The 13,015-nt window shown below is 56.6% G+C and carries 10 protein-coding genes and 1 tRNA gene; 9 read left to right on the forward strand and 2 right to left on the reverse strand.

What is annotated here, in order from left to right; translation table 11 throughout:
- Positions 1-468: 468 nt before the first annotated feature.
- Complete coding sequence (locus tag RCH93_RS07655) at positions 469-864, forward strand: hypothetical protein (protein ID WP_306547754.1); 396 nt, start codon at positions 469-471, stop codon at positions 862-864.
- Between the two features lie 446 nt (positions 865-1,310).
- On the opposite strand, the gene RCH93_RS07660 is transcribed toward RCH93_RS07655, so the two are convergent.
- Positions 1,311-1,386, reverse strand: a tRNA-Lys gene (locus RCH93_RS07660).
- A 246-nt stretch (positions 1,387-1,632) separates the two neighbouring features.
- Here RCH93_RS07660 and RCH93_RS07665 point away from each other — a divergent pair.
- The 8 genes from RCH93_RS07665 (at position 1,633) to RCH93_RS07700 (ending at position 12,567) form a co-directional block, all read left to right on the forward strand.
- Positions 1,633-2,532: a hemolysin family protein gene (locus RCH93_RS07665; protein WP_306547755.1), complete on the forward strand. Its 900-nt coding sequence runs from the start codon at positions 1,633-1,635 to the stop codon at positions 2,530-2,532.
- Positions 2,510-4,102: an apolipoprotein N-acyltransferase gene (gene lnt, locus RCH93_RS07670; protein ID WP_306547756.1), complete on the forward strand. Its 1,593-nt coding sequence runs from the start codon at positions 2,510-2,512 to the stop codon at positions 4,100-4,102. The genes RCH93_RS07665 and lnt overlap by 23 nt, the downstream gene beginning before the upstream one ends.
- Positions 4,103-4,341: 239 nt before the next feature.
- Positions 4,342-5,452, forward strand: a protein-coding gene (gene prfB, locus RCH93_RS07675) for a peptide chain release factor 2 (RefSeq protein WP_306547757.1) whose coding sequence is annotated in 2 segments (ribosomal slippage) — positions 4,342-4,425 and positions 4,427-5,452 — 1,110 coding nt in all. Because the reading frame shifts where the segments join, the coding sequence is not laid out codon by codon here.
- Between the two features lie 34 nt (positions 5,453-5,486).
- Positions 5,487-6,563, forward strand: a complete 1,077-nt coding sequence (locus tag RCH93_RS07680) for a deoxyguanosinetriphosphate triphosphohydrolase (protein WP_306547758.1) — start codon at positions 5,487-5,489, stop codon at positions 6,561-6,563.
- A 57-nt stretch (positions 6,564-6,620) separates the two neighbouring features.
- On the forward strand, positions 6,621-9,305 hold the full coding sequence (locus RCH93_RS07685; protein ID WP_306547759.1) for a valine--tRNA ligase: 2,685 nt from the start codon (positions 6,621-6,623) through the stop codon (positions 9,303-9,305).
- A gap of 1 nt (position 9,306) precedes the next feature.
- The gene (gene nadC / locus RCH93_RS07690) at positions 9,307-10,143 is read left to right on the forward strand and encodes a carboxylating nicotinate-nucleotide diphosphorylase (RefSeq protein ID WP_306547760.1); all 837 of its coding nucleotides are present in this window, start codon (positions 9,307-9,309) and stop codon (positions 10,141-10,143) included.
- A gap of 333 nt (positions 10,144-10,476) precedes the next feature.
- On the forward strand, positions 10,477-11,061 hold the full coding sequence (gene thpR / locus RCH93_RS07695) for an RNA 2',3'-cyclic phosphodiesterase (protein WP_306547761.1): 585 nt from the start codon (positions 10,477-10,479) through the stop codon (positions 11,059-11,061).
- An 852-nt stretch (positions 11,062-11,913) separates the two neighbouring features.
- Positions 11,914-12,567 carry a PEP-CTERM sorting domain-containing protein gene (locus tag RCH93_RS07700; RefSeq protein ID WP_306547762.1) on the forward strand — a complete coding sequence of 218 codons (654 nt, stop codon included), beginning with the start codon at positions 11,914-11,916 and terminating at the stop codon, positions 12,565-12,567.
- A 220-nt stretch (positions 12,568-12,787) separates the two neighbouring features.
- Here the strand turns inward: RCH93_RS07700 and RCH93_RS07705 are convergent.
- A partial coding sequence (locus tag RCH93_RS07705; protein ID WP_306547763.1) for a hypothetical protein occupies positions 12,788-13,015 on the reverse strand: 228 nt, incomplete at its 5' end.

A 13,015-nucleotide genomic window follows, 5' to 3' on the forward strand; every position in this document is an offset into this window, starting at 1 on the left:
CGCCAATGTCGCCGTAGCGTGCGGGTCATGCCAACTTCGGGAGTTGTCACTCCCTGAAAAACGACTTAACCGAACCATAAAAGGGAAATCCGGCCAAGACTGTCACTGATTCAGGTAATCCTAAAATTCTTGATAAAAATGGAGAATACTTTACTATTATTCCTTACTTATCAAAAAAAGGTTTTCAGATTCATTGCTACAGAGACAAAGATAATGTGTTGAAAGTTTTACTAAGTAATGCTTTCAGCAAAAATGCAACACTAAAATTCGACAAATTTGAAAAACTTATAGAAAATTATGTTAGTAAAAAAATCATGAAGTAAAAATTGAATGGCATAATGGAGAAAATATGCCCCATCTTTGATGGGGCTCTGGTAGATGTTTACCCAAATGAAACAATTAATCATGCACCAGGTACGGATGAACAGATAAACACAAAAATAAACCAGGAGACAAAAATTATTCAGAATGATGGAGAGCATTGATCCAGTTAAAGGAAAAATAGAATTTACAGTAAGCAAAACAAGGTGGTTGGAAAATAATGGGGAATATATTACAATAATTCCCCATATTATTACTAATAATTTTGAGATTCACGCCTACCGTGACCAAAATTTTAATTTTATATTTCTTATAAGTAACGCCTTCAGCAAAAAAGTAGTCTTAAGTTACAATGAATTGATTAAGTTGAAAGATTCTCCATCGCACCCTGAACACGTAATGGAAGTTTCATGGGGTGGCGGAGAGGACAAGCTGTATTTGGATGGAGCTTTGGTAGATAATTACAGAGAAGCCCATTCCGACAAAAACATGGATCAAAAACAAGAGAGAGTGCTTAATCAGACAGAAGAGATCATGCACTGAGACAGCGAACTCAAATGCCGATAAAACGGGTATGTTGTTTTCTGAAAGTTACCATTTTTGCACTAATAAACGCACATGCGGATACATTGCGATACCATTTTCATAGAAACAATATAGAAATGAACGCTAAAAACAAAAAAGCACCTAACTCTATTCGAGCTAAGTGCTTGATTTATTGGAGCAGATAAGCGGACTTGAACCGCTGACCTACTGATTACGAAGCATTATGTGCCTGCTTGATTCAATTTGCCAGTGCTGGTTTTGGATTGGATTATCACGGTATTGGTGTGTCGTTATTTTTTTATTGTATCGTGATATTAGCAGGATGGATTGATTTCCGCGCATCCGACAGGAACAAGATTAATGTTTTGTAGAACCTGTGTAGAACTGGAGCGGCACAAACAAAAAAAGCACCTAGTCGAAAACGACTAAGTGCTTAATATTGCTGGTGGGCCGTCGCGGATTCGAACCGCGGACCAATTGATTAAGAGTCAACTGCTCTACCAGCTGAGCTAACGGCCCCTCTTGTGAAAAATTCTGGAGGTGCAAAACGTCAGATGACGCACATTGCGAGGCACCTATTAGCACACCCGCGAACGCGCGTCAAGCAGAAGCTCGGGCAGAATTGCATCAATTCCGGGCAAGGTTTATTCGGCGCCGCCGCCGGGACGTGGGAAAACAGACAGAGATTACGCTTGACTTTATGCGTTGTTCGCCTACTTTCAGAGAATCTATTTTTCTACTCGCATAAGGAGAGTCAATTTCTGTATGGAAACTGTGGAGCCGTCGCCGGCGAGTCCGGCGTCTTCGGACGAAGAGCCCCCTGGTAAGTCGTTATTTGAAAAGATAAAATCCTCCCTCGGCTTCCGCGGGGCGCCCGACACCACGGAAGAGCTGGAGCACGAGATTCAAGAGCTGCTGGAAGAGGGCGAAGAGCAGGGCCTGATCTCCGTTCACGAGGAGCGGTTGATCAATTCTATTTTTGATTTCCGGGAGACCATTGCTTCCGAAATCATGACCCCCTCGGCGGAGATGGTGTGCGCCGATGTGAAATCCTCAGTTCCGGAATTGATTCGGCTGATCATCGAGCAAGGGTACACCCGCATCCCCATCTACAAGGACAATCCCGATCAAATCGTCGGCATCCTGCACGCCAAGGATCTGCTGCGCATCTGCGCTTGCAGTCCGGAGGCCGATTTTGATCTCAAGGAATTGCTCAATCCGGTCGCCTTCATCCCCGAATCCAAACCCATCACCGACTTGCTGCGCGAGTTTCAGTCCAAAAAAATGCACATGGTCATTGTGGTGGACGAATTCGGCGGCGTGCGGGGATTGGTCACCCTGGAAGACGTCATCGAGGAGATTGTCGGCGAGATCGACGACGAGCACGACGACGCGGAAAGCGAACTGCGGGTGGTGGACGAGCGCACGGTGATTGTGGACGCCAAGATCGACATCGAAGAGGTGGAGGCGCATTTCCGCCTGAGTCTGCCCGACGGTCCCTACGAGTCGGTCGGCGGATTCATCATTCATCGCCTGGGCAAGGTGCCGCAGGCGGGCGTGGTGGTGCAGGAAAGCGGTCTCTCCTTCAAGGTGCTCGGCGCTGATCCGCGGCGCATCAAAAGCGTGCGCATTGTTCGCAACGATGAAACCCAGCCCCAAACCTGACGCCGCCGTTACCCTGATTGTCGCCGCCGCCGCTTCCGCCGCTCTGCTGGCCCTGGCCATGCCGGGGCGGATCGGCTGGTGGCCGCTGCTGTTCGTCGCCCTGGCGCCGTTGTTGCTGACGGCCCTGTACGCCCGGCCGGGACGCAGCGCCCTGGGCGGTTTTGTCTTTGGCCTGCTGTATCATCTGGCCCTGCTCTATTGGATTATGATTGTCCTGGGGCGATACGGCGGCTTGCCGGTGTGGATTACGTTGCCGGCGCTGTTTCTCCTCGCCGCCTACATGGCCTGTTTCCCGGCTGTTTTTTGTTTTTTGCTCAGTTCGCTGGCCGGCCGATTCTGGCACCGGGAACGGTCCATTGCGCCCCTGGTCTGGGGCGCGCCTGTGCTTTGGGTTGGTCTGGACTTCCTGCGGAGCGTTCTTTTCAGCGGCTTCCCCTGGATGGATTTAGGCTACGGACTGTTCAGTCAGCCCAAGCTGATTCAGGCCGCCGATATTGGCGGCCACCATCTCCTCACCTTCAGTCTGGTGCTGTGCAACGGCCTGGTGGTCGCGATTATCGACCGGCAGCGGCGCGACGTTCATTGGAACATTCGCCGGGAGCGCCGCCTGTTGCTGGCGGCGGTCGCTTTTCTGGCCTTTGTGGTTGGGTATTCGGTGGTGCGCCATCGGGTGGTTGGTGCGATTGTTGCCCGCTCGATGCAGGCCAGGGTGGCGGTGGTGCAAGGCAATATCGATCAGGCGATCAAGTGGTCGCCGACCACCAAAGCGGCCACGGTCGAGACCTATCTCAAGCTCTCCCGCCAGGCGGCGGGGGAGGCGGACACCGAATTAGTGGTCTGGCCGGAGACGGCTCTGCCGTTTTATCCGCAACAGGACGCCTTGATCGGCCGGGTCAACGAGTTCACCGCGACCAGCAACACCTGGCTGCTGACCGGCGCTCCCTTGTACAGCCTGCCTCCGCAGGCCGACGGCGGCCAGCAGGTTCGCTACTACAACGGCGCCGTTCTGATCGGTCCGGACGGTCGGATCGGCGGGCAGCGCGCCAAGCAGCATCTGGTGCCGTTTGGCGAGTATGTGCCGCTGCGCCGTTTTTTGCCCTTCCTTGAGCCGCTGGTGGTCAGCGTCGGCGATTTTTCGGTGGGCGTCGACAAGGGGCCGTTGGCGCTGGGGCCAATGCGGCTCGGGGTGCTGATCTGCTATGAATCAATCTTCCCCGACATTGCCCACGAGAGCGTGATCCGCGGCGCCAATCTGCTGGTCAACATCACCAACGACGCCTGGTACGGACGATCAAGCGCCCCTTATCAGTCGATGGCCATGGCGGTGTTGCGGGCGGTGGAAAACAAGCGGACCCTGATCCGCGCCGCCAACACCGGCATCAGCGGTTTTGTCGATCCCTTGGGGCGGATTGTCGCCCGAAGTGAAATTTTCACCGAGGCGGCGCTGGTCTCCCAGGCGCCGATGCTTGAACTGACCACGGTGTTCAACCGTAACGGGCATCGCTTTGGCGCCGCCTGCGCCTTCTGCATTCCGCTGCTGCTGCTTTTTCGCTCCCGCCGCGAGGCGTGACGGCTGCGGCCGCGGGATCATCCCGCTGTCGCTGTTTGGCGTCTCGCATTCTGGTTTTCGCCCCCTTTTCCGCCTTTCTTCCTTGAGACTTGCGGCAATTCTGTTTAGTATGAAGCCTTTTCGCAGCAAGGGCTTGGTTGGTCGGAAACAAACGACCGATTGAGCCGTTTGCGCTTCAACGCCGACGATGCGCGTGCATCGCGCTCGTTTCTTTTTTGTTTTTTTCAGTGAGGTGGACCATGGCCGATGTAACCGAATCAGCGGAGTCAAAACAGTTGCTTGAGAGCCTCAAGGGCAGAATGCTCGTGCTCAAGGAGCATCTTTGACTTAGACGGCAAACGAGAACAGGTTGAACTGCTGGAACGGCAGACGGTCAGTCCCAATTTCTGGGACGATCAAACCGAGGCCAAGCGGGTGCAGCGCCAGTTGGGCCAGTTGCAGGATTTGATCGGCATCTGGGAAAAGAATTTCGGCGACCTTGAGGACGCTGGGATGCTGCTGGAGATGGCCAAGGAAGAAAACGACGAAGACACCTACCAGGAGGTCGTCTCCGGTTTGGACAGCCTGCGCCAACGCATCGATCTGGTTGAGCTGGAGTGCATGTTCAGCGGCGAGCACGACGCCAACAACGCCATCCTCACCATCCATGCCGGCGCCGGCGGCACCGAGGCCCAGGACTGGGTCGGCATTCTGCTGCGGATGTATCTGCGTTGGGCGGAAACCAAGGGCTTCAAGGCCGACATCGTTGACTTGCTGCCCGGCGACGAGGCCGGCACCAAGAGCGTCACCATCATGATCAAGGGCAAATACGCCTACGGCTATCTGCGCTCCGAGGTGGGCATTCACCGGTTGGTGCGGATCTCGCCCTTTGACGCCAGCGGACGGCGGCACACCTCGTTCGCTTCGGTGATGGTTATGCCGGAACTGGACGACGACGTCGCCATCGAAATCAACGACAAGGATCTTCGCATCGACACCTACCGGGCCAGCGGTTCGGGCGGCCAGCACGTCAACAAGACCGATTCGGCCATCCGCATCACCCACTTTCCCAGCGGAATCGTGGTCCAGTGTCAGAACGAGCGCTCCCAGCACAGCAACAAGGCCACGGCCATGAAGATGCTGATGGCGCGCCTGTTCGAGCGGGAAAAGGAAGAGCAGCAGCGCACCCAGGAAAACATCCAGGGCGACAAGAAAGAGATCGCCTGGGGCAGCCAGATTCGCTCCTACGTGCTGCAGCCCTACCGGTTGATCAAGGACCACCGCACCAACACCGAGGAAGGCAATGTCGACGCGGTGCTAGACGGCCGGCTCGATTCGTTCATCAAAGCTTACTTGCTCTGGCAGCCTTGAGGCTTGAGGCTTGATGCACAGGGCGGCGGTGAATATGGAAAGCACGATTCGGGAGCAGCTTGAGGAGCAGGAAACCCGTACCCTCTCCCCCTTTGCCTGTCTGAGCAGCCGATCCCGGGGACGCCTGTTTGGCGACGAGGATCCTTGTCGGCTGCGCACCGCCTTTCAGCGCGACCGCGACCGGATCATTCATTCCAAGACCTTTCGCCGGTTGAAGCACAAGACCCAGGTGTTCCTGGCGCCGGCCGGCGATCACTACCGCACCCGTCTGACCCATGTGCTCGAGGTGTCGCAGATCGCCCGGACCATGGCGGTTTGCCTGAGGCTTAACGAGTATCTGACCGAGGCCATTGCCCTGGGGCACGATCTAGGCCACACCCCCTTTGGCCATGCCGGCGAGTTCAGCCTCAATTTGTTGCATCCCAAGGGGTTCAAGCACTACCGCCAGAGTCTGCGCATCGTCGATTTCCTTGAAAACGACGGCCGCGGCCTCAATCTTACCTGGGAGGTGCGCAACGGCATCCTCAAACATTCCAAGGGCTACGGCGAGATCCTGCCCGACGACACCACCGAACTGGCCGCCACCCTGGAAGGGCAACTGGTGCGGGTTGCCGACATCATGGCCTACGTCAACCACGACATGGACGACGCCCTGCGGGCCGACATGCTCAAAAACGAGGACCTGCCCCGGCATCTGCGCGACGTCCTGGGCGACCGCTCCTCGCAGCGGATCAACGCCATGGTCGGCGATCTGGTCACGACCACCATCGCCAAGGGCGACGGCCGGCTGCATCTGAGCGAGCGGATGAACGACACCATCACCGACCTGCGCGCCTTCCTCTACGACAACGTCTATCGCAATTGCAAGGTGCACAACGAGTTTGAAAAGGCCCAGCGGGTGATCCGCGACCTCTACGGTTTTTTCCTGGAACACGAGTTTCCGGAGGACGGCGCCAACTCCTGCTGCCGCCTGCGCAACCCGGTGCAGTCGGTCGAGGAAGAGCAGACGCGGCACCGTCAGGTCTGCGATTTCATTGCCGGCATGACCGACCGTTACGCCCTGACCCTGTATTCCCAGATTTTCATGCCTAAACCCTGGAGCGTGCTCTAAAGGCATGATTTTCCGTCCCCAACCCTCCGCCTGCACGGGCGTCGCACACACATTTCTATGAAAGCAACCGAACAACAGAGTCCCGAGAAATACGATCTGCCCAAGGGCTATGAATTTGCCGAGGTGGAACAGCGTTGGTACACCCACTGGCTTGAGGAAAAGACCTTCAGCGCCCGGATGATCGAGGGCAAACCTTCGTTTTCCATCGTCATCCCGCCGCCCAACGTCACCGGCGTGCTGCACATCGGCCACGCCCTCAACAATACCCTCCAGGACTTGCTGGTGCGCTATCACCGGATGAAGGGCGAAAACACCCTGTGGGTGCCGGGCACCGACCATGCCGGCATCGCCACCCAGAACGTGGTGGAGCGGCAGTTGGCCACCGAGAATCTGACCCGCCACGATCTCGGCCGGGAAAAGTTCATCGAACGGGTCTGGGCCTGGCGGGAGGAGAAGGGCGGCACCATCATCAACCAGTTGAAGCGGATGGGGGCCTCCTGCGACTGGGACCGCGAGCGGTTCACCATGGATGAAGGCTTGTCCAAGGCGGTGCGTGAGGTGTTTGTCCGCCTCTACAAGGAAGGCTTGATTTACAAGGGCGACTACATCGTCAACTGGTGCCCGCGCTGCCATACCGCCCTGGCCGACGACGAGGTCGAGCACGACCCCACCGACGGCAAACTCTACCACATCCGCTATCCCTACGCCGACGGCTCCGGATACGTGGTGGTGGCCACCACCCGGCCCGAGACCATGCTCGGCGACACGGCGGTTGCGGTCCACCCGGACGACGAGCGCTATCAGCATCTCAAAACCATCGGCATCAGCCTGCCGCTCACCGGCCGCACCATCCCGGTGGTGTTTGATCACCATGTGCAGCGCGAATTCGGCACCGGCGCGCTCAAGGTCACCCCGGCCCACGACCGCGACGACTACGAGATCGGCCTGCGCCACGACCTGCCCCGGCTCAAGGTGATGGACGACAAGGGCGTGATGAACGCCGAAGCAGGCAAATATGCCGGCCTCGACCGGTTCGCCTGCCGCAAGCAGATCGTCAGCGACCTCCAGGAGCAGGGCTTTCTTGACAAAATCGAGGACTACCAGCATGCGGTGGGCAAGTGCTATCGCTGCGCCACGGTGGTCGAGCCCACCACCTCCAAGCAGTGGTTCGTCAGCGTCCGGCCCCTGGCCGACAAGGCGGTGGCCGCGGTGCAGGACGGGCGGATCAACCTCTATCCCGCCACCTGGCAACGCACCTTTTACGCCTGGATGGAGAACATCCGCGACTGGTGCATCTCGCGCCAGATCTGGTGGGGCCACCGCATCCCCGCCTGGACCTGTGCGGCCTGCGGCGAGGTGATTGTTGAAGTGACCGATCCCGACGTCTGTCCGGCCTGCGGCAGCGCCAACCTGCACCAGGAAACCGACGTGCTCGACACCTGGTTCAGTTCAGCCCTCTGGCCCTTTTCCACCTTGGGCTGGCCGGAGAAAACCAGGGAACTCGATTTTTTCTATCCCACCTCGGTGCTGATCACCAGCTTCGACATCCTCTTTTTCTGGGTGGCGCGGATGATGATGATGGGTCTGCACATCATGGACGAGATCCCCTTCCACGACGTCTACCTCCACGCCCTGGTGCGCGACAAGCACGGCAAAAAGATGTCGAAATCCACCGGCAACGTCATTGATCCCCTGGTGATGATCGGCCAGTACGGCACCGACGCCTTCCGTTTCACGCTCACCGCCTTTGCCGCCCAGGGTCGCGAGATTCGCCTGGACGAGGAGCGGATCGACGGTTACCGCCGCTTCATCAACAAATTGTGGAACGCGGCCCGGTTCGCCCAGATGCATCTGAAAGAGGCCGACCCGGCGATCACCGCCATGACGGCCAACCCCAAAATCCTGGCGCTGGCCCACCGCTGGATTCTCAGCCGGGTGAACGGGGCCGTCAAGGATGTGCGGGCCGCGCTTGACGGCTACAATTTCAACGAGGTGGCCTCCGCCTCCTACCAGTTCGTCTGGCACGAGTTCTGCGACTGGTACCTGGAGTGGATCAAGGCCGACCTGTTCAGCGACGACGCGGTTGCGCGCGACCAGGCCAAGGCCGTGTTGCTAAGCGTGCTTGAGCAGGTGCTCAAACTGATGCACCCCATCACGCCGTTCGTTACCGAGGAGATCTGGAGCCAGTTGCCCGGCGAGCGCAGTTCGATCATGGTGGAACCCTTCCCGGAGGCGAATGCGGCCTGGGAAGACGCCGAGGCGGAAAGCGTGATGAATCTGCTGATGGGCGTCATCTCCGGCCTGCGCACCATCCGCACCGAGGCCGAGGTGCATCCCAGCGCCAAGATCGAGGCGATTCTGATTTGCCCGGATGCGGCCAAACGGCAGATTCTGGCCGACTATGCCCCCGGGGTCCAGGCTATGGTCCGGGCTGGATCGTTTTCCATTGTGGCGAGCGCCACGGTGCCCGACGACGCTGGGCACGCGCTGGTGCAGGATGTTGAGCTGGTGGTGCCGCTCAAAGGCTTGATTGACGTGGCCGGCGAATTGGAAAAGCTGGCTAGGGATCAGGGCAAGCTGGAAAAGGAGTTGGAGCGGATCGTCGGCAAGCTGAGCAACGAAAAATTCATGACCAACGCGCCTGAGGCGGTAGTGGCCAAGGAACGGGAAAAAGAGGCGGAGATCCGCGCCCGACTGGCCAAAACCCTTGAATCCACCGAGCGGATGCGGAAATTGAGCTGATATGGACACCTTTCTTCTCGATCACATCCTCCGGGCGTTTTTGCGCGAAGACCTGGAGCACGGCGACATTACCACCGAGGCCATCTTTGCGGAGCACGATCAATCGCAGGCCTGTTTTATCGCCCGTCATCCGATGTGCGTGGTGGGCATGGGCGCGGTGGCGGCGCGGGTGTTTCGCCTGCTTGATCCAACCGTTGCCTGCACCCAGGCCATGCCCGACGGCAGCCGGGTCGAGGCCGGGATCGAGTTGCTGCACGTCAGCGGCGCCACCCGGACCCTGTTGCGGGCCGAGCGGGTGGCGCTCAACCTGGTGCAGCGCCTCTGCGGCATCGCCACCCTGACGGCGGCCTTTGCCGACCAGACGGCCGGAACCAAAGCGAAGATTGTCGACACCCGCAAGACCACGCCGGGGCTGCGGCTGTTGGAAAAATACGCGGTTCGAGCCAGCGGCGGCCACAATCACCGCTATTCGCTGAGCGACGGAGTGCTGATCAAGGACAACCACATCGCGGCCTGCGGTTCGATCACCGAGGCGGTGCGCCGGGTGCGGCTGCGCGTGCCGCACACCATCAACGTCGAGGTGGAAACCGACACGCTCGTTCAGGTCGAGGAATGCCTTGCCTGCGGGGTAGGGGTGATCATGCTCGACAATATGGATCTGGCCACCATGCGCCGGGCAGTGGAACTGATCAATGGCCGCGCCCTGGTCGAGGCCTCGGGCGGGGTGACTTTGCAGACCGTGCGCGGGATCGCCGAAACTGGGGTGGATATCATCTCGGTCGGCGCGCTCACCCATTCAGCCAAGGCCTGCGACATCGGCATGGACTGGCGCGGCTGAACCGGGGAAGAGGCTCGTTTTTTTGCCGTCATTTCGACCAGCGGGAGAAATCTGATGATTCGGAATGCAGCCCGCGAAACGTTCCCATGCGGTGGATAGGAACCAGAGCACGAGAGTGGGCCGGCGAGTGGAGCACGGATGCAGCCTGTGGAATTCGGGATTTGATTTAAGCTGCTCCCAGATTCCGTTGCACTCCATCCAGGCTACGGGTTGATCGTTGCCACGCGCAAGCCGTGGCAATCCAGCCCGAACGCGTCTGGGTTTCGTTGGGCGCCGCGCCTCCCTAGTTTTCCTTGCGCCCCGCCAGAGAACCAGGAGAGCAAGGAGTGAGTAATGAATAAACGACTCTTTGTCGCCATCGATCCGCCGGACGGCATTCGGGATCAATTGTCCGCCATCTGTTGCGGCCTGCCCGATGCCCGCTGGACCCCACCTGAGCAGTTCCACCTCACCCTTTGCTTCATCGGCGAGGTCGACGGTTCGTCCTTCCTCGACATCCGCGAAGCCCTGACCGAAATTCCATTTCCCGCCTTTTCCCTGCGCCTGCATGGCGTCGGCTTTTTCCCCCCGCGCGGCCAGCCCCGCGTGGTCTGGGCCGGAGTCGAAAAAAGCGAACCATTGATGGCCCTCCAGCGCAAAATCGCCACCCGGCTTTTCAACCTTGGTTTTGAGCCCGAGAACCGAAAGTTTTTCCCGCACATCACCTTGGCCCGGTTGCAGCAGACTTCGGCTGCAAAGGTTGGCAAGTATCTCGAGTTGCATGGCCTGCTGGGCAGCGAGCCCTTTGTGGTGAGCCAATTTTTGCTTTATTCCAGTATTCTCGGCCGCAAGGGGGCAAGTCACGTTGTGGAGCAGGTGTATCCGCTCGCGCAAAGCAGTCTCAGGAGTAATTCCATTTCTCAATCAAGCGAAGCATGATGCACAGCATCAAAACATCGCCGACGAAGGTCTGTCATATAAAGGCGAGATCTCTCCCTTACGGTCGAGATGACAGAATGGGGACCTTGACCAGTGGACAAGACAGATTGTTTTTTAAAGACCTTATTGGGGTTGTCATCGACCGCAGGGAGAAATCTCGCGCCAGAATGAGATTTCTCCTCGCTGTGCTCGTCGAAATTGACAAACAGAGGAGCATTTCACTTTTGCAATGAAAATGGAATAATTCCGTTTCCATTGCAAAAGTGAAGCGTGCCTATTGGTCATATAAAGGCCACAGCCGGAAAAGCCTGTGTCTTGGATGGGAGAGATTGCTGCACCAGGCTGAACCTTGTTCGCGATGTGAATCCTGAATTGTCGCATCTACTCGAATCTCATTTCGCCGAGCACCGCGAAGAGAAATCTCGTCATGGCCTGCTATTTCTCACTTCGTTCGAAATGGCACACCCTCGCTGACGAGATGTTGCGGTGTGCACCTGTCTCGTTTGCTTGAGAAATGGAATCAGGACGTGGCGCAGCCGTATCGGTTGACTGCCGCCCTTGAACCGGGGATGCCGTTGCCGACAGCCGCAGTGGAGTGAAGTGTTGTAGTTGATTGATATTTGTATAAAAAATGTTGCATTTCCGCTTTTTTTTCCGTTTTTCAGGAAGGGCGTGGGCGACAAACGAAACGTCATTATGTAAAGATGTGTTATTTTAAGTAGTTGATCTGTGTAATTCTTTTTTTCTGTTTTCTGGGGCCAAAATATGCATATTCTTTTTATCTTGAACAAGCGTCTTCCGTGGGAGAGAAGGCGGCACGCTTATTGACCTCTAAACAAAAAGGAAGGAAGGATGAAAAAACAATTTTTAGCTGCAGCGGTGATGGTTTTACTGCCGTTGGCCGCTTCGGCGAGTGATCTCGGTACGGGTAAATTGCAAATTATAGGTTCTGACCCCAATATTTCATTTGGATCTTGGCCTTTTACGACCAACTACAATGCCGACTATGACATCACACAATCTGATACACCCACAATTACGGGTCTGCAAACAGAAGTTTTTTGTATTTCAAGCGATGATTTAGATTCAAGTCTTACTAATTATACTTTTAAAACAAGCATCGATGTCTTGGGTTTAAAAACGAATTATGTCACTTGGGTTGCTAATTGGGCCACAACAACTGGTGGCGATAAAACTGTTGGTCAAGCGATTATCTGGAAAACACTAGAAGTGGTCCCCTCAGTTACCTTGTATTCAGGGGCCAATAATCTATCCGATGAAATGTTAGCGGTGTATAACTTGTACGCCGCTGCGACAAATCAAGGCGCTTTTGCCAATCAATGGCTAGTCGCTTTAAATACTAAAGATAAAGATAGTCGTTGCGATACTAATGGCCAGGACTTCCTGGTCAAAGCCTCCCCAGTTCCCGTGCCCTCGACCCTACTGCTCTTGGGTTCCGGCTTGACAGGTCTGGTCGCCGCAGGGCGTCGCCGCAAGCAGCGTTAACCCACCTCTTTCCAGCAGTACGACAAGGCAGGGCGCACCAGCCCTGCCTTTTTTGTTGCCGTGGTGCAACGGTCCCGTGGCCACGGGCCAACGCCCGTTTGCATCGAACTGCACGCCATCCTGTCCACCTGTCGCCGCGCAGGCTGCAACCGGAAAAGCGGACCTTGCCGCCCGCAGGCGCCTCCGACGAAAGTTCTGGCCTGGCCCCTTGTTCCATTGCTCAAGCAAGCGAAGCATGACGCCCAGCGCAAAACATCGTCGACGAAGGTGCGTCAATTTCGAGCGAAGCAAGAAATCTCGCCCCATAACGAGATTTCTCCTCACTGTGTTCGTCGAAATGCCCGTTAAAGGGAATTGTCAAGCCGTAACCTGAAAAGCCTTTGAATAATCGAAGGTTTTCTGATGCACGATGAGTGTGTGCATAATGCTCAACAATTTTTTGGCCATT

It is taken from the genome of Desulfobulbus sp., assembly GCF_030824455.1.
In the GTDB taxonomy this organism is placed as follows: Bacteria; Desulfobacterota; Desulfobulbia; order Desulfobulbales; family Desulfobulbaceae; genus Desulfobulbus.